Raw genomic sequence first — 16,339 nt, forward strand, 5'->3', positions numbered from 1 at the left:
GCAGTGCCGGGTATTAAACCTGAAAGCAGATTCACTGGCGCTCCCGTACGCGGCGAGCCAAAAAAATCAGGAACTCCGATGAAACAGATCAACGCCGTCGTCTGGGGCGAAAACGTGCATGAGCGGACCAACAAGATCGTCGCTGAAATCTATCCTGATGGCATGCACGGGTGTATCGCTGCAGCCCTGAATGAGGCTGATGGGATCAATGCAACCACGGCAACACTCCAGGAGCCGGAGCATGGTCTGACCGTTGAGCGGCTGGCCGAAACCGACGTGCTGCTCTGGTGGGGACATGCGGCGCACGGCGACGTAGAAGATGAAATTGTTGAGCGGGTGGCCGATGCGGTCAACGCCGGCATGGGGCTGATCGTGCTTCACTCGGGTCACTTCTCCAAGATCTTCCGCCGTCTGATGGGGACACCGTGCAACCTCTCCTGGCGTGAGGCCGGTGAGCGGGAACGCATCTGGGTCACGTCGCGTCAGCACCCCATTGTTCGCGGACTGCCGGACCATTTTGAGCTGGAAAGCGAGGAAATGTATGGCGAACCGTTCGGTATTCCGGAGCCCATGGAAACCGTCATGATCGGCTGGTTTCAGGGCGGCGAGGTATTTCGGTCCGGTGTGACCTATCGGCGCGGAGCAGGGAAGGTCTTCTATTTCCAGCCGGGCCACGAAACCTATCCGACCTATCACGACGCGAACATCCGCACGGTGCTCCGCAACGCGGTCGCGTGGGCCTACAACCCGGAGGCACGCATTCAGGACGTCAATGCCGCGCCGAACCGTTCGGTTGAGGACGCACTGGAGGCCATCGAACAGAAAGGGCCGCGGCTGCACGAGGACGGCGAGGAGGGTTTTCGGTGAGCGCCCAACGCATCCGTCTGCTGGTTGTGGGGACGGGCGGTATGGCCCGGGCCCATGTCGAGGCGTTCAGCGCGATCGATGGCGTGCAGATCGTGGCCGGTATCGATCGTGACGCCAATCGGCTGGCTACTTTCTGCGATGAGCATGGCATTGAAAAGCGGTTTCAGTCCGTCGATGAGGCACTGGAATGGGGCGAATTTGATGCCGTTACCAACGTGACGCCCGATGCGGTTCACTTTGTGACGACCCTGCCTTTCCTCGAGGCCAAAAAGCACGTTTTATGTGAGAAACCCCTGGCAGTTACCCACGCCGACGCATCCCGGATGGCGGAGGCCGCGACCAATGCTGGCGTCGTCAACATGGTCAATCTGACCTACCGCAATGGCCCGGCAATGCAAACGGCGGCCAAAATGGTCGCATCCGGCGACATCGGCGAGGTTCGTCACTTTGATGCGTCATATCTGCAAAGCTGGCTGACGCAGGATGCCTGGGGCAAGTGGGACGAGGAGGAGCAGTGGCTATGGCGTCTTTCCTCAGCCCATGGATCGAAAGGCGTGTTAGGCGACGTCGGAGTGCATATCCTCGACTACGCCACTCACGTGGCGGGCAGCGCCGTTGCGTCCGTATCGTGTCGTCTGAAGACTTTCGACAAGGCGCCTGGTAACCGGATTGACGACTATGTTCTGGACGCGAATGACAGCTGCATGATGCATCTTGAACTGGCGAATGGTGCGACCGGTGTACTGCATGCCTCCCGCTTCGCCTCCGGACATATCAACGACCTGTCCCTCAGCATTTACGGGGACAAGGGGGGGCTTGAGGTCCGGGCAACGCATGGGGTCAATACCCTGCGCGCCTGTACCGGAGAGGATCTTCTCGAAGGAGTCTGGAGAGACGTCGAGATACCCGAGTCCGAGCCCTGGGTTTTCGAGCGCTTCATTTCCGCCATACGGGGCGAGGGCCCGATGGATCCGGATTTTGCCCGGGGCGCCGACCTACAGAAGGTTCTCGACCTCGCTGTTGAGTCGGACGAGGCAAAGGGCATAATCACCGCCGTCCAGGCTTAGGCTCGTTCAAGACGCCTATAGAGGTCGGCCAATACGGGTGGAAGCCCGGGCGCCAGATCCTCCGCGATCAGGCCCGGGCCGAACTGTCGCCCGGCCTCACCATGTATCCAGACCGCGGCACAGGCGCCCTCGAACGCCGGCATGCCCTGGGCAACAAGCCCCGAAGCAATCCCGGTGAGGACATCCCCCGAACCGGCCGTCGCAAGCCAGGGCGGAGCGTTCGAATTGATCGCGGCCCGCCCGCCGGGGCCGGCAATCACCGTGTCAGACCCTTTCAGGACCACAATTGCTCCGGAGAGTTCAGCCGCCGCTCTTGTGCGCGTGACCTTATCACTGTCATCCGATGAGAGATCAGGAAACAGGCGTGCGAATTCTCCGGCGTGCGGCGTCATTACCACCTCTCCAGCGTTTTCGCGAATTGCAGCAAACAGCTCCGCCTGGGCGTACTCGAACAAGCTGATCGCATCCGCATCGAGCACTGTGGCCCGGTTCGCGGCAAGCGCGGTCAGCACAAAATCCCGTTTGCTCGGGTCAGTGCCAAATCCCGGACCAAGCGTTACGCTCGAAAACCGGCTGTCATTCAAAACACCCGCCAGATCGTCAGTCGTATTGACCTCCTTCAACATAACAGCAGTCAGATGCGCCGCGTTTTCCGCCAGCGCGTCGGCCGGGCTCCCAACGGTTACAAGTCCAGCGCCCGCTCGCAGCGCGGCCATGGCAGACATCCTTGCCGCCCCTGTCCGGGTTGCTGGACCCGAAAGGACAAGGGCGTGACCGCGCGAGAACTTGTGACCGCCAGCCCCTGGCACTCTAAGCTCGAACAGCCATAGATCAGGCGTATTCTCCGATAGGTCGCGCGGCAGGCTGTCCAGCACCATTTCCGGGATGCCAATGTCGTGGAGATAAACCTCGCCGCACAGTCCGCGTCCCGGTTGAAGAAGATGGCCGGGCTTTTTGCGGAAAAAAGTGACGGTCGCGTCGGCCCGTACGCAGGCTCCTGGTGCCTTTCCGGAACTGGCATTTAACCCGCTGGGAACGTCCACCGCGACTACCCGGGCTTCACTTTTGTTGATCCGCTCAACGAGGTCTGCCGCAACACCTTCCGGCGCCCGGTTCAGTCCGGCACCAAATATGGCGTCAATGATGACACCGTCCTCGGGCAGAGGATGGTCAACGCCTTGTATTCTGCCGTGCCACCTGTTTTTCGCGGTCGCCGCATCGCCCTTCAGGGCCTCAACGTCTCCAAGCGTAAGTACACTTACATCCCGACCCGCCGATGCCAGCAAGCGGGCCACGACGAATCCGTCGCCTCCGTTGTTTCCTGGCCCGGCAACTACGGTCACCGGTCCGGTCGGTGCAATGCTGGCTGCAACATCCGCCACCGCACGACCGGCGTTCTCCATCAGCGTCATGCCTGGAATTCCCGACCCAATAGCAAGTGCGTCGGCTTTGCCCATCTGTTCAGCGGTCAGCAGTTCATGCATGTGACACCCTCCCGGATCGTTTGCAGGCTTCGATAACATGAGGAAACCTGTCCTCAAACAGGGCCGCAGTCAAAGGCTGCGGGAAGGCGGTCACAAACGCTGCAAACCTGCTGGACGTCACAATCGATTTGCGGCAATCCTCGGTGTAAATTCATTGTGGGTTCAAAAGGGACTGGGCAAATGCTGAAATTTACCGAGGAACACGAATGGCTGCTGCTCGACGGTGATGAGGTTACCGTCGGCATCACCGATCACGCCGCCAAACAGCTGGGTGACCTGGTTTTTGTCGAACTGCCCGAAGCCGGGGCGGTCGTGGCCAAGGGTGACGAAATCGTCACTATCGAATCCGTGAAGGCTGCCAGCGACATCGTGGCTCCGCTCGACGGCACGATCACGGAGGTGAACGAGGCGATTGTCGAGGATCCGGCAAAGGTTAATGAGGACCCGATGGAAATCGGCTGGTTCTTCAAAATGACCCTCAATGACGCATCCGACATGGACGGCCTCATGGATGAGGATGCGTATCAGGAATTTATTGCCGACTGATTTGATCGGATAAATGCATGCTCAGGGACACGCGCGGCTGCAGGTCGCGCGCCGTCTAAACCATTGGTTAGTACGTCGGAAAACTGTCTAAAATCCTCCAAACCCGCGTGGAATTTACCGCCGCCTTGTTGACCTGGTGCGTTGCGGCATATACCCGTAGCAGAGGTCGGTGACGACCGGATGTTCAAAACCAGTGCTCGGGACGGAGGTGCCGCTTGGAAGAACTGTTAAGGGAATATCTCCCCATCCTGATTTTCCTGGGTCTTGCAATCGCTCTCGGCCTGGTTTTGTTGCTGGCGGCGGTTGTGGTGGCGGTCAGCAATCCCGATCCGGAAAAGACATCCGCATACGAGTGCGGCTTCAACGCATTCGACGACTCCCGCATGAAGTTTGATGTCCGGTTCTATCTGGTCTCGATCCTCTTCATCATTTTTGACCTTGAGGTCGCTTTCCTGTTTCCCTGGGCCGTGAGCTTCCAGTACATCGGCGAGTTTGGCTTCTGGTCGATGATGGTATTTCTTGCGATCCTGACCATAGGATTCGCGTATGAGTGGAAAAAAGGAGCGCTGGAGTGGGAATGACCGACAGTTCCGCAGCACTCGCGACACAGGCCGGAGCGGACAAGGAGGCAACCGCCCGGATGCTTTCCGATGAGCTTGCCGACAAGGGCTTTCTCGTCACCTCCACCGCCGGTGCGATCAACTGGGCCCGCACGGGCTCCCTGCACTGGATGACGTTTGGTCTGGCGTGCTGTGCGGTCGAAATGATGCACACCTCCATGCCCCGCTATGACCTTGAACGGTTTGGAACGGCCCCCCGCGCGTCACCGCGCCAGTCCGATCTGATGATCGTGGCCGGTACGCTTACGAACAAAATGGCGCCTGCCCTGCGCAAGGTTTACGACCAGATGCCGGAGCCGAGATACGTGATCTCCATGGGCTCCTGTGCAAATGGCGGTGGATATTACCACTACAGCTATTCCGTGGTTCGCGGCTGTGACCGGATTGTTCCCGTGGATGTCTACGTGCCAGGCTGCCCGCCAACGGCGGAGGCGCTTCTCTACGGAATTCTGCAGCTTCAGCGGAAGATGCGGCGTACCGGAACCATCGTGCGATAGGATCCTCGTTTGGGTGAAATAATGGACAGAGCACTTGACGATCTCCGCGAAGTAATCGCCCTCCGCAAAGAGGATGCGATGGTCGAGGCGGTCGCCGCACATGGCGAGCTGACGATCACCGTCGCCGCAGGGGATCTCGTCGATTTTGTGGATCATCTGCGTGCGGACGGCGCCTGTCGTTTTACGACGCTTATTGATGTGACGGCTGTGGACTGGCCGGACCGTGAGAAGCGGTTCGAGGTGGTATACCACTTCCTGTCCATGCACCTGAACCAGCGGATCAGGGTCAAGGTTTCCGTCCGTGAAGGCGAGCTGGTGCCGTCCATCGTATCCATATTCCCCGCCGCCAACTGGTACGAGCGGGAAGTCTACGACATGTACGGTATCCTGTTCTCCGGTCATCCCGATCTGCGACGCATTCTCACCGATTACGGTTTCCGCGGACATCCGCTGCGCAAGGATTTTCCGACCACCGGTTATGTGGAACTGCGCTACGACGAGGAACAGAAGCGCGTGGTCTATGAGCCCGTAACACTGACGCAGGAATACCGGAAGTTTGACTTCATGAGCCCGTGGGAAGGGGCAGAATACATCCTCCCCGGTGATGAGAAGAAAGACGGTGCGTAATGGAACTCGTGGTATATCTCATTTTTGCGGTTCTGCTGGTTGTCCCGGCCTGGAAAATTGTGGGCCGCTCCGGCATGCACCCGGCATTTTCGCTGCTGTTTCTTATTCCGCTGGTGGGTCTGATTTTCCTCTGGGTTCTCGCGTTTCGCAAATGGCCTGGTGACGAGGGGAGCGAATGATGGACGGAGCAGGTAACGACGTCCTGACGGGCGAGCAAAACATCCGCAACTTCAACATCAACTTCGGTCCGCAGCATCCCGCGGCCCACGGCGTCTTGCGTCTTGTGCTGGAGCTGGATGGCGAGATCGTTGAACGCTGCGATCCGCATATCGGTCTACTTCACCGCGGCACCGAAAAGCTGATGGAAAGCCGCACCTATCTTCAGAATCTTCCATATCTGGACCGTCTGGATTACGTGGCTCCAATGAACCAGGAGCATGCTTGGTGTCTCGCGATTGAAAAACTGACGAAGACTGAGGTGCCCCGTCGTGGTTCGCTGATCCGCGTGCTTTATTCCGAGATTGGGCGTATTCTGAACCACCTCCTGAACGTGACCACCCAGGCAATGGACGTGGGTGCGCTTACCCCGCCGCTCTGGGGCTTCGAAGAGCGCGAAAAGCTAATGATTTTCTATGAGCGGGCTTGTGGAGCGCGGCTTCACTCCGCTTATTTCCGTCCCGGTGGCGTCCATCAGGATCTGCCCCAGGATCTGGTGGATGACATCGCAGCCTGGGCGAAGGAATTCCCCCAGGCGCTTGATGACATTGAGAGCCTCATCACGGAAAACCGCATCTTCAAGCAGCGCAACGTTGATATTGCCATCGTCAGCCAGCAGGAATGCCAGGATCTTGCCCTGTCCGGTGTCATGGTGCGCGGCTCCGGTATTGCCTGGGATCTCCGTCGCTCGCAGCCTTACGAGTGCTATAACGAGTTTGATTTCAAAATTCCGGTCGGTAAAAACGGTGACTGCTATGACCGCTACCTCTGCCGTATGGCCGAGATGCGGGAAAGTACCCGGATCATTGAGCAGTGCATTGAAAAACTGAATGACTGCAAGGGCGGCGAGGTCATGACCCGTGGCAAGCTGTCACCGCCGAAACGCACTGACATGAAAACGTCGATGGAAGCCCTGATCCATCACTTTAAGCTCTACACCGAAGGCTTCCATGTGCCGCCAGGTGAGGTGTATGCCGCCGTTGAAGCTCCGAAAGGGGAGTTTGGCGTCTATCTGGTGTCCGATGGAACCAACAAACCCTGGAAAGTTAAACTGCGCGCCCCCGGCTATCCGCACCTTCAGGCAATGGATTACATCTGTAAGGGCCATATGCTCGCTGATGTTTCTGCCGCGCTGGGTTCGCTCGATATCGTGTTTGGTGAGGTCGACCGGTGAGTGCCCATCCTGAATTTCGACTGAACGGCAGGAAAGGACGTTCCTGATGCTGCGCCGTCTACACCCCGAACAGCCCGAGAGCTTCGCGTTCACCCCTGGCAACCAGGAGTGGGCTGAAAAGCAGCTGAGCAAATACCCGCCCGAGCGGAAGGCGTCAGCCGTGATTCCACTGCTGTGGCGCGCCCAGGAACAGGAAGGCTGGGTCACCAAACCGGCGATCGAAAGCATCGCCGACATGCTCGACATGGCCTCGATCCGCGTGCTTGAGGTTGCAAGTTTTTACTTCATGTTCCAGCTGCAACCCGTTGGTTCGGTGGCGCATATTCAGATTTGTGGCACCACGTCCTGCATGATCTGCGGTTCTGAAAACCTTATTGAGGTATGCCAGGCGAAAATCGCAGCCAATCCGCATGAGATTTCTGCTGACGGCAAATTCTCATGGGAAGAGGTGGAGTGTCTCGGTGCATGTTCCAATGCGCCCATGGCTCAGATCGGCAAGGACTACTATGAAAACCTGACCGCAGAGCGCCTCGGTGAGATCATTGACGCGCTTGGACGTGGCGAAGTGCCGCGCCCGGGACCGCAAAACGGTCGTTTCGGTGCCGAGCCGTTCGGTGGTCTGACGTCCCTGACCGAGGGCGAGCGCCGTTATTCCGGCAACGCCTCGGTCGGTCTCGCGGAATACGGGCAGGATACGATCAAACGTATCGACGGGACCGAACCCGCCCTGAAAATGCCCATGCTCGACTCTGCCGCCCCGGTCGCGACGGCCGGCACCGAAACGGATTCGGTGCAGTTGATGGATCAGCCGGAGCCGGTGGAAGATGACGGTCTCGATGCTGAAAAGCCCGAAACCAATTCCGAACACAAAGCCATGGAAGAGGCTGCCGAAGCCGACGAGGAAAAGGTCATCGGCAAATTCGATGAGGAGGAAGCTGAGGAGATCGGGACCCGTCCCGAGACACTGACCGCTCCCCGGGGCGGTCAGGCGGATGACCTCAAGAAAATCAAGGGTGTAGGCCCGAAACTTGAGGAATCCCTCAACAAGCTGGGCTTCTACCACTTCGATCAGATTGCCAACTGGACGGAGGAGGAGCTGCTCTGGGTCGACTCCAACATGGACGATTTCAAGGGCCGGGCTTCCCGCGACGACTGGGTCGGACAGAGCAAACTGCTGGCCGCCGGTGAGGAAACCGAGTTTTCCAAACGGGTGGACGACGGAGATGTTTACGACTGACGATTGCACTCGTCGGTTGCGTTCATGCCGCTCCGTGCGGCATGTAAAAAATTGAAATGTACAGGCTTTTCAGGCCGGGATGTAGGGACGAACACCGATGCTCGCTGATAAGGACAGGATCTTTACCAACATATACGGTATGTTTGACCGCACGCTTGCCGGTGCGAAGTCCCGCGGCCATTGGGACGGCACCGCTGACATCATCCAGCGGGGCCGGGACAAGATCGTTGAGGAGATGAAGGCAAGCGGCCTGCGCGGTCGTGGCGGCGCCGGTTTCCCGACGGGTCTAAAATGGTCGTTTATGCCCAAGGAAAGCGATGGCCGGCCACATTACCTGGTCGTAAACGCCGACGAGTCCGAGCCGGGCACCTGCAAGGACCGCGAGATCATGCGCCACGACCCGCACACGCTGGTCGAGGGCTGCCTGATCGCCGGTTTCGCCATGGGGGCCAACACCGGGTATATCTACCTTCGTGGTGAGTATATCCGCGAGCGCGAGGCTCTGCAGATCGCCATAGATGAGGCGTATGAAGACGGCTTGCTCGGCAAAAACGCCGCCGGTTCCGGGTGGGACTTTGACCTCTACCTGCACCATGGCGCCGGTGCTTATATCTGCGGAGAGGAAACCGCTCTTCTTGAAAGCCTTGAGGGCCGCAAGGGTATGCCGCGCCTCAAGCCGCCTTTCCCGGCAAATGCCGGCCTCTATGGTGCACCGACCACCGTGAACAATGTGGAATCCATTGCCGTCGTGCCGACCATTCTGCGGCGTGGGGCAGGCTGGTTCGCCGGGTTTGGCCGTCCAAACAATGCGGGCACCAAGCTTTTTGCCATCAGCGGTCACGTCAACCACCCCTGCGTCGTGGAGGAGGAGATGTCGATTTCCCTTCGCGAACTGCTGGACAAACACTGCGGTGGCGTCCGGGGCGGTTGGAAAAACCTTAAGGCCGTAATCCCAGGCGGATCATCCGTGCCCTGCCTCCCGTCGCACGTTTGTGGCGACGCCATCATGGATTTCGACTGGCTGCGGGAACAGCGCTCCGGTCTGGGAACGGCCGCCGTGATCGTCATGGATCAGAGCACGGACATCATCAAGGCGATCTGGCGCCTGTCCAAGTTCTACAAACATGAAAGCTGCGGTCAGTGTACCCCGTGCCGTGAAGGGACTGGCTGGATGATGCGCGTCATGGACCGTCTGGTCACCGGCGATGCCGAGCCTGAGGAAATCGACATGCTGCTGGACGTGACCAAGCAAGTCGAGGGCCACACGATCTGCGCGCTGGGTGACGCGGCCGCCTGGCCCATCCAGGGCCTGATCCGCCACTTCCGGGACGAAATCGAGGACCGCATCGCACACAAACGCGGCGGCCGTTCCGGCGCGGTGGCGGCCGAGTAATGGAGGTTACCCGGAACATCCGGTCAGCCCTGCCGACGCGCGTCGAACTGCGTGCGAGCGGCAACACTGGCACCTCTTTGTTCCGGAAATCTATTGAAAAAGCAGCACAGTGGCGCGACAGCGGTTGTGCCGACGTGGTAGCGGAGTGACAAAATGAGCGATCTGCGCAAAATCATAATCGACGGTGACGAGATCGAGGTCGATCCGCGCATGACACTGCTGCAGGCCTGCGAGGTTGCCGGTGTCGAGGTGCCGCGTTTCTGCTACCACGAGCGACTGTCGATTGCCGGAAACTGTCGCATGTGCCTCGTCGAGGTTGTGGGCGGACCGCCCAAACCGGCCGCTTCCTGTGCCATGCAGGTCAAGGATCTGCGTCCCGGGCCGGAAGGCGCGCCGCCCGAGGTGAAAACCAAGTCCCCGATGGTCAAAAAGGCCCGGGAAGGGGTTATGGAGTTCCTGCTCATCAACCACCCGCTCGACTGCCCCATTTGCGACCAGGGCGGTGAGTGTGACCTTCAGGACCAGGCGATGGCCTACGGGGTCGATTTTAGTCGGTACCGCGAACCCAAACGCGCCGCGATCGATATGGATCTTGGTCCGCTCGTTGGCACATGCATGACCCGTTGCATCTCCTGCACCCGTTGCGTGCGGTTCATTACCGAGGTGGCCGGCATTCCCGAACTGGGACAGACGGGACGTGGCGAGGACAGTGAAATCACCTCCTATCTCGGCGCGATGCTCACGAGCGAGATGCAGGGTAACGTAATCGACCTTTGCCCGGTTGGCGCTCTTACGTCGAAACCCTACGCATTTACGGCCCGTCCTTGGGAACTGACCAAGACGGAATCTATCGACGTGATGGACGCGCTCGGATCGAACATTCGTGTGGATACCAAAGGCCGCGAGGTCATGCGGATCCTGCCTCGCAACAACGATGGCGTAAACGAGGAATGGCTTGCCGACCGCTCCCGGTTCATCTGGGACGGACTGCGCAGACAGCGTCTCGACCGGCCCTATGTGCGTCGCGACGGCAAACTTCAGGCCGCAACCTGGAATGAGGCGTTCGACGCAATTGCCGAGGCCGTGAAGGACAAAACCGTAGCCGGTGTTGTCGGTGATCTCGTGTCGACTGAGAGCGCCTTTGCATTGAAGCAGTTGATCGAGCGTCTGGATGGCCGTATCGAGTGCCGCACCGACGGCGCCAAACTGCCTGCCGGTAATCGCGGCGCCTATGTCGGAACGGCACGGATCGAGGACATCGATAGCGCTCAGGCAATCATGCTGATCGGCACGAACCCGCGAAAGGAAGCACCGGTTCTCAACTCACGCATCCGCAAGGCCTGGCTGAATGGTGCGAAGGTGGGACTGGTCGGTGAGAATGTGGACCTGACCTATCCTTATTTCCACGCGGGAACCGGTCGTGAGGCTTTGGCCGGACTGCTCGACGGTGACCACAAGGATGCGCTCGGCAAGGAAACCGTCGTCATCATCGGTCAGGACGCCTTGCGCGGGGACGATGGAGAAGCCGTACTCGCCGCTGCCATGAAGTTTGCGAACAACACCGAGTCACGTTTCCTCGTGCTGCACACGGCCGCGGGCCGCGTTGGTGCCATGGATCTCGGCTGTGTCACGGACGGCGGCATGGATGCGGCGGTTGACGGGGCGGACGTGATTTACAATCTCGGCTGCGACGAGGTCGACATGCCGGACGGGGCTTTCGTCATCTACCAAGGCAGCCACGGCGACCGCGGCGCGCACCGGGCGGACGTGATCCTTCCAGGGGCTGCCTATACCGAGGAAACCGGGATTTTCGTCAATACCGAGGGCCGTCCACAGATGGCCATGCGGGCCGGCTTCCCGCCGGGAGACGCGAGGGAGAACTGGACCATACTGCGGGCCCTGTCTGGCCGCCTTGGTGTCACGCTTCCCTTCGACGCAATTGGCATGCTCCGCAGCGCGATGTTTGCGGCGGCTCCACATCTGGCCCGGATCGACGACGTTCCGGAAAATGCCTGGACCCTGGTGGAAGGCGGCGATATGACGCAGGCGGATTTTGGATCGGCCGTGGGCGAGCATTACCTGGCCAACCCGGTCATGCGGGCGAGCACCGTTATGGCTGAACTGGCAAAACTCGCGGAACAGCGGGATCACCCCATGGCGGCGGAGTAGGGTATGGAAACCGGTTTTTTCGATACGGGCCTTGGCATTTTTGTCGTGATCCTCTCCCAGTGTATGCTGGTGACCGTGATGGTTCTGGTCAGCCTCGCGTTCCTAATGTACGCCGACCGCAAGATCTGGGCTGCGGTCCAGATGCGTCGCGGACCAAACGTAGTTGGCCCCTGGGGCCTTCTGCAAAGCTTCGCGGACTTCCTGAAATACATAGTCAAGGAGATCGTGGTTCCCGCGGGTGCGGACAAAACCGTGTTCTTCATGGCCCCGATGATTACGTTCGTCCTGTCGATGATCGTCTGGGCCGTGATGCCGTGGAACGAGGGATGGGTCATCTCCGATCTAAATGTCGGCATTCTGTTCATTTTCGCCATCTCCTCCCTTGAGGTTTATGGCGTCATCATGGGTGGCTGGGCCTCAAACTCCAAATATCCGTTCCTTGGATCCCTGCGGTCAGCTGCGCAGATGATCTCCTACGAGGTCTCCATCGGTCTGATCATCATCGGTGTGCTCGTTTCGACCGGGTCGCTGAACCTCAGCGACATCGTGCGCGCCCAGGACGGCGATCTTGGAGCGTTCAGCTGGTACTGGCTGCCGCACCTGCCGATGGTTTTCCTGTTCTTCATCTCGGCCCTGGCTGAGACGAACCGTCCGCCTTTCGACCTGCCGGAAGCGGAATCCGAGCTCGTGGCCGGTTACCAGGTTGAGTATTCCTCCACACCGTTCCTGCTCTTTATGATCGGCGAACTGATGGCCGTGGTCTTCATGTGCGCGCTCATGTCGATCCTGTTCTTCGGTGGTTGGCTCTCGCCCATCCCGTTCCTTCCGGACGGTCTGCACTGGATGGTGCTGAAAATGGGCTTCTTCTTCTTTATCTTCGCGCTCGTGAAAGCCGTTGTGCCGCGCTACCGCTACGACCAGCTCATGCGGATTGGCTGGAAATTCTTTCTGCCGATGAGCCTCGCCTGGGTCGCTCTGGTTGGTCTCTTCGCACAGTATGGCTGGTTCTGGGGCGCATATCAGCGCTGGACTGTAGGAGGCTGAGGCAATGGCATTCACGATCCAAAAAGGCCTGCGGTATTTCTTCCTCGCCGACTTTTTCGGCGGGTTCAAAATGGGCATGAAGTATTTCTTCAAGCCCAAACCGACCCTGAACTACCCGCACGAAAAAGGCCCGCTCAGCCCGCGTTTCCGTGGTGAGCACGCGCTTCGCCGGTATCCCAATGGCGAGGAACGCTGCATTGCCTGCAAGCTGTGCGAGGCGATATGCCCGGCACAGGCCATCACCATCGATGCCGAACCGCGTGAGGATGGCTCCCGTCGAACCACCCGCTACGACATCGACATGACGAAATGCATCTATTGCGGTTTCTGTCAGGAAGCCTGCCCGGTGGATGCGATCGTTGAGGGCCCGAACTTTGAGTTTGCCACCGAAAGCCGCGAGGAGCTGTTCTATAACAAGGAAAAGCTGCTCGATAACGGCGACCGCTGGGAAACGGAAATCGCGCGCAACCTGGAACTGGATGCTCCGTACCGATGAAAGGTAAATGACAATGGGTTTTGCGACCTTCGCATTTTACATGTTCTCGACCGTGGCGGTGATATCCGGGTTCCTCGTGATCTTCGCCCGCAACCCGGTGCATTCCGTGCTCTGGCTCATACTGGCGTTTTTCTCCGCCGCAGGGCTTTTCGTTCTGCTCGGCGCTGAATTCGTCGCGATGCTCATGCTGATCGTCTATGTCGGTGCGGTCGCGGTGCTGTTCCTCTTCGTAGTGATGATGCTCGACGTGGATTTTGCAGAGCTGAAAGCAGGTATGGCGAAATACCTTCCGGTAGGTCTGCTGATTGGCCTCGTTCTGCTGATCCAGCTTGGGTTCGCCTTCGGCGCGTGGGAGGTCACCGACGAGATGCTCTCCATGCGCCAGGCTGTGACACCGGCGCCGGAGGTCACGGAGAACACGGCGGCTCTCGGTATGCTCCTCTACACGCGCTACGTGTTTCTCTTCCAGGTGGCGGGGCTCATCCTGCTCGTTGCAATGATTGGCGCCATCGTTTTGACACTGCGCCATCGTGAGGGCGTCAAACGACAGAGCGTGGTGTCACAGATGTACCGCGATCCGAAGGAAGCCGTAGAGCTTCTTGATATCAAACCGGGGCAGGGCGCATGATTGAACTCAGTCACTTTCTAACCGTTGCTGCCATTCTGTTCGTCACGGGCATTTTCGGCATCTTCCTGAACCGGAAGAACGTCATCATCATCCTGATGTCGATCGAACTGATGCTGCTCGCAGTCAACATCAACATGGTCGCATTTTCCGCTCATCTCGGTGACCTGGTCGGACAGGTCTTCACGCTCTTCATTCTGACCGTTGCCGCCGCTGAGGCAGCCATCGGCCTCGCCATCCTCGTCTGCTTCTTCCGCAATACCGGAACGATTGCGGTTGAGGACATCAACGTGATGAAGGGGTAAGGGAACATGACCACACTTATTCTCCTCGCCCCGCTGTTCGGCGCACTGATCTGCGGCTTCGGCTGGAAGTTCATCGGTGAGAAAGCCGCCATCTGGACCGCAACGGGTATCCTGATTGCCATCGCTCTCCTGTCCTGGGTGGTTTTCCTGACCTTCCACGGCGATGCGGAAAGCCATCCGCTGTTCCGCTGGATCGTTTCCGGTTCGATGAGCGCCGACTGGGGCGTACGCATCGACCGGATGTCAGTGATCATGCTCGTCGTGGTCAACTCCGTGTCGGCCCTCGTGCATGTCTACAGCCTTGGCTACATGGATCACGACGTCAATTTTAAGGAGGGCGAGAGCTACAAGCCGCGGTTTTTCGCGTACCTGTCCTTCTTTACCTTCGCCATGCTTGCGCTGGTCACGGCCGACAACCTCCTTCAACTGTTCTTCGGCTGGGAAGGCGTGGGTGTCGCCTCCTACCTGCTGATCGGTTTCTACTACCGTAAACAGAGCGCCGGAGCCGCTGCGATGAAAGCCTTCATCGTTAACCGCGTGGGCGATTTCGGCTTCCTGATGGGGATCTTCGCGATCTATTTCCTCGTTGACTCCATCCATTTCGACGACATTTTCGCCGCCGCTCCCACCCTTGCGGAAACCCAGATCACCTTTCTTTGGCGCGATTGGAATGCGGCCGAGGTCGCGTCGTTCCTGCTCTTCATCGGAGCGATGGGTAAATCGGCACAGCTTCTGCTCCACACCTGGCTGCCCGACGCGATGGAGGGCCCAACGCCCGTGTCCGCCCTGATCCACGCCGCAACCATGGTGACGGCAGGCGTCTTCCTTGTCTGCCGCATGTCTCCGGTCCTGGAATGGGCTCCCGCCACGCTGACATTCATCACCTTCATGGGTGCGGCGACCGCGTTCTTCGCGGCGACTGTGGGTCTCGTCCAGAACGACATCAAACGGGTCATAGCCTATTCCACCTGTTCGCAGCTCGGTTACATGTTCGTTGCAGCAGGTGTCGGTGCCTATCCGGCGGCGATGTACCACCTGTTCACACACGCCTTCTTTAAGGCACTGTTGTTCCTTTGCGCAGGGTCCGTGATTCACGCGATGCATCATGAACAGGACATGCGAAACTACGGTGGCCTGAGGAACAAAATCCCCTACACCTTCTGGGCCATGGTCATTGGCACACTCGCTATCACCGGTGTCGGCATTCCGCTGACCCATATCGGTTTTGCCGGTTTCCTGTCCAAGGACGCAATCATCGAGAGCGCCTGGGCCGGTCACAACTCCGCTGCCGGCTTCGCGTTCTGGGCACTTGTGATCGCGGCATTGATGACAAGTTTCTACAGCTGGCGTCTGATTTTCATGACCTTCTTCGGAAAACCGCGTGGCGATGCGCATACCCATGATCACGCGCATGAAAGCCCCAACAACATGCTCATCCCGCTTGCCATCCTTTCGGCAGGGGCGATCCTTTCAGGGATGATCTGGTACGGGGGCTTCTTCGGTCACCATTATGAGGAGTGGTTTGGTAACGCGCTTTTCTTCGGCCCCGAAAACCACACCATTCACGATGCACACGAGGCGCCGGTCTGGGTGAAGGTTTCGCCCTTCATCGCCATGGCAATCGGTCTGGCTGTTGCCTACTGGTTCTACATTGCCAGCCCGTCCATGCCGCGGAAACTGGCCGAGGCACAGCCGATCCTCTACCGGTTCCTGCTCAACAAATGGTACTTCGACGAAATCTACGACGCTGTTTTCGTCCGTCCCGCTAAATGGCTCGGAACCTTCCTGTGGAAGAAGGGCGACGGCAACACCATCGATGGCGCGATCAACGGCATCGCCATGGGCGTGGTTCCCTTCTTCACCCGCCAGGTTGGCCGGGCGCAGTCCGGGTACCTGTTCCACTACGCCCTCGCCATGGTCGTGGGACTGATATTCCTGTCCCTATGGCTCAGCATTCGGAGCGCAGGTTAAG

17 protein-coding genes are annotated in these 16,339 nt (G+C 59.0%); 16 read left to right on the plus strand and 1 reads right to left on the minus strand.

Going from position 1 to position 16,339, the window contains the following annotated elements; genetic code table 11:
- Positions 1-78 precede the first annotated feature (78 nt).
- Entirely contained in the window at positions 79-867 is a 789-nt protein-coding gene (locus tag ACP15P_RS05105) for a ThuA domain-containing protein (RefSeq protein ID WP_424927432.1), read from the plus strand.
- Positions 864-1,934, plus strand: coding sequence for a Gfo/Idh/MocA family protein (locus tag ACP15P_RS05110; RefSeq protein ID WP_424927433.1), 1,071 nt, complete (start codon positions 864-866; stop codon positions 1,932-1,934). Before ACP15P_RS05105 ends, ACP15P_RS05110 begins: the two co-directional genes overlap by 4 nt.
- On the opposite strand, the gene ACP15P_RS05115 is transcribed toward ACP15P_RS05110, so the two are convergent.
- Positions 1,931-3,418, minus strand: coding sequence for an NAD(P)H-hydrate dehydratase (locus tag ACP15P_RS05115; protein WP_424927434.1), 1,488 nt, complete (start codon positions 3,416-3,418; stop codon positions 1,931-1,933). The genes ACP15P_RS05110 and ACP15P_RS05115 overlap by 4 nt on opposite strands.
- Positions 3,419-3,601: 183 nt before the next feature.
- Here ACP15P_RS05115 and gcvH point away from each other — a divergent pair, with 183 nt between their 5' ends.
- The 14 genes from gcvH to nuoL all read left to right on the plus strand — a co-directional run bounded on the left by gcvH (position 3,602) and on the right by nuoL (position 16,338).
- Positions 3,602-3,964 (plus strand): glycine cleavage system protein GcvH, encoded by a 363-nt coding sequence (gene gcvH, locus ACP15P_RS05120; RefSeq protein WP_424927825.1) that lies wholly within the window; start codon positions 3,602-3,604, stop codon positions 3,962-3,964.
- 215 nt (positions 3,965-4,179) lie between these two features.
- Entirely contained in the window at positions 4,180-4,545 is a 366-nt protein-coding gene (locus tag ACP15P_RS05125; protein WP_424927435.1) for an NADH-quinone oxidoreductase subunit A, read from the plus strand.
- Complete coding sequence (locus ACP15P_RS05130) at positions 4,542-5,081, plus strand: NuoB/complex I 20 kDa subunit family protein (RefSeq protein WP_424927436.1); 540 nt, start codon at positions 4,542-4,544, stop codon at positions 5,079-5,081. The genes ACP15P_RS05125 and ACP15P_RS05130 overlap by 4 nt, the downstream gene beginning before the upstream one ends.
- A 21-nt stretch (positions 5,082-5,102) precedes the next feature.
- A complete protein-coding gene (locus tag ACP15P_RS05135) occupies positions 5,103-5,708 on the plus strand; it encodes an NADH-quinone oxidoreductase subunit C (RefSeq protein WP_424927437.1) in 606 nt (201 codons plus the stop codon).
- Entirely contained in the window at positions 5,708-5,887 is a 180-nt protein-coding gene (locus ACP15P_RS05140) for a hypothetical protein (protein ID WP_424927438.1), read from the plus strand. Before ACP15P_RS05135 ends, ACP15P_RS05140 begins: the two co-directional genes overlap by 1 nt.
- A complete protein-coding gene (locus ACP15P_RS05145) occupies positions 5,887-7,098 on the plus strand; it encodes an NADH-quinone oxidoreductase subunit D (protein ID WP_424927826.1) in 1,212 nt (403 codons plus the stop codon). The genes ACP15P_RS05140 and ACP15P_RS05145 overlap by 1 nt, the downstream gene beginning before the upstream one ends.
- A gap of 46 nt (positions 7,099-7,144) precedes the next feature.
- Positions 7,145-8,335 (plus strand): NADH-quinone oxidoreductase subunit E, encoded by a 1,191-nt coding sequence (locus ACP15P_RS05150; RefSeq protein WP_424927439.1) that lies wholly within the window; start codon positions 7,145-7,147, stop codon positions 8,333-8,335.
- A 97-nt stretch (positions 8,336-8,432) separates the two neighbouring features.
- Positions 8,433-9,728: an NADH-quinone oxidoreductase subunit NuoF gene (gene nuoF, locus ACP15P_RS05155; RefSeq protein WP_424927440.1), complete on the plus strand. Its 1,296-nt coding sequence runs from the start codon at positions 8,433-8,435 to the stop codon at positions 9,726-9,728.
- 153 nt (positions 9,729-9,881) lie between these two features.
- Positions 9,882-11,897: an NADH-quinone oxidoreductase subunit NuoG gene (gene nuoG / locus ACP15P_RS05160; RefSeq protein ID WP_424927441.1), complete on the plus strand. Its 2,016-nt coding sequence runs from the start codon at positions 9,882-9,884 to the stop codon at positions 11,895-11,897.
- Between the two features lie 3 nt (positions 11,898-11,900).
- Entirely contained in the window at positions 11,901-12,941 is a 1,041-nt protein-coding gene (gene nuoH, locus ACP15P_RS05165) for an NADH-quinone oxidoreductase subunit NuoH (RefSeq protein ID WP_424927442.1), read from the plus strand.
- 4 nt (positions 12,942-12,945) lie between these two features.
- Positions 12,946-13,437: an NADH-quinone oxidoreductase subunit NuoI gene (gene nuoI, locus ACP15P_RS05170; protein ID WP_424927443.1), complete on the plus strand. Its 492-nt coding sequence runs from the start codon at positions 12,946-12,948 to the stop codon at positions 13,435-13,437.
- A 13-nt stretch (positions 13,438-13,450) separates the two neighbouring features.
- Positions 13,451-14,065, plus strand: coding sequence for an NADH-quinone oxidoreductase subunit J (locus tag ACP15P_RS05175; RefSeq protein WP_424927827.1), 615 nt, complete (start codon positions 13,451-13,453; stop codon positions 14,063-14,065).
- Positions 14,062-14,367 carry an NADH-quinone oxidoreductase subunit NuoK gene (nuoK, locus tag ACP15P_RS05180; RefSeq protein ID WP_424927444.1) on the plus strand — a complete coding sequence of 102 codons (306 nt, stop codon included), beginning with the start codon at positions 14,062-14,064 and terminating at the stop codon, positions 14,365-14,367. The genes ACP15P_RS05175 and nuoK overlap by 4 nt, the downstream gene beginning before the upstream one ends.
- 6 nt (positions 14,368-14,373) lie before the next feature.
- A complete protein-coding gene (nuoL, locus tag ACP15P_RS05185; RefSeq protein WP_424927445.1) occupies positions 14,374-16,338 on the plus strand; it encodes an NADH-quinone oxidoreductase subunit L in 1,965 nt (654 codons plus the stop codon).
- Position 16,339: the final 1 nt, after the last annotated feature.

Source organism: Amaricoccus tamworthensis, assembly GCF_049800875.1.
Lineage (GTDB): Bacteria > Pseudomonadota > Alphaproteobacteria > Rhodobacterales > Rhodobacteraceae > Amaricoccus > Amaricoccus tamworthensis.

What these genes read in the sequence shown, in the direction of transcription:
- ACP15P_RS05105 (WP_424927432.1), top strand. Translation starts at nt 79, where the DNA reads ATGAAACAGATCAACGCCGTCGTCTGGGGCGAAAACGTGCATGAGCGG.
- ACP15P_RS05115 (WP_424927434.1), bottom strand. Translation starts at nt 3,418, where the DNA reads ATGCATGAACTGCTGACCGCTGAACAGATGGGCAAAGCCGACGCACTT.
- ACP15P_RS05150 (WP_424927439.1), top strand. Translation starts at nt 7,145, where the DNA reads ATGCTGCGCCGTCTACACCCCGAACAGCCCGAGAGCTTCGCGTTCACC.
- nuoK (WP_424927444.1), top strand. Translation starts at nt 14,062, where the DNA reads ATGATTGAACTCAGTCACTTTCTAACCGTTGCTGCCATTCTGTTCGTC.
- ACP15P_RS05140 (WP_424927438.1), top strand. Translation starts at nt 5,708, where the DNA reads ATGGAACTCGTGGTATATCTCATTTTTGCGGTTCTGCTGGTTGTCCCG.
- nuoI (WP_424927443.1), top strand. Translation starts at nt 12,946, where the DNA reads ATGGCATTCACGATCCAAAAAGGCCTGCGGTATTTCTTCCTCGCCGAC.
- ACP15P_RS05175 (WP_424927827.1), top strand. Translation starts at nt 13,451, where the DNA reads ATGGGTTTTGCGACCTTCGCATTTTACATGTTCTCGACCGTGGCGGTG.
- ACP15P_RS05145 (WP_424927826.1), top strand. Translation starts at nt 5,887, where the DNA reads ATGGACGGAGCAGGTAACGACGTCCTGACGGGCGAGCAAAACATCCGC.
- nuoG (WP_424927441.1), top strand. Translation starts at nt 9,882, where the DNA reads ATGAGCGATCTGCGCAAAATCATAATCGACGGTGACGAGATCGAGGTC.
- nuoL (WP_424927445.1), top strand. Translation starts at nt 14,374, where the DNA reads ATGACCACACTTATTCTCCTCGCCCCGCTGTTCGGCGCACTGATCTGC.
- nuoF (WP_424927440.1), top strand. Translation starts at nt 8,433, where the DNA reads ATGCTCGCTGATAAGGACAGGATCTTTACCAACATATACGGTATGTTT.
- nuoH (WP_424927442.1), top strand. Translation starts at nt 11,901, where the DNA reads ATGGAAACCGGTTTTTTCGATACGGGCCTTGGCATTTTTGTCGTGATC.
- ACP15P_RS05130 (WP_424927436.1), top strand. Translation starts at nt 4,542, where the DNA reads ATGACCGACAGTTCCGCAGCACTCGCGACACAGGCCGGAGCGGACAAG.
- ACP15P_RS05135 (WP_424927437.1), top strand. Translation starts at nt 5,103, where the DNA reads ATGGACAGAGCACTTGACGATCTCCGCGAAGTAATCGCCCTCCGCAAA.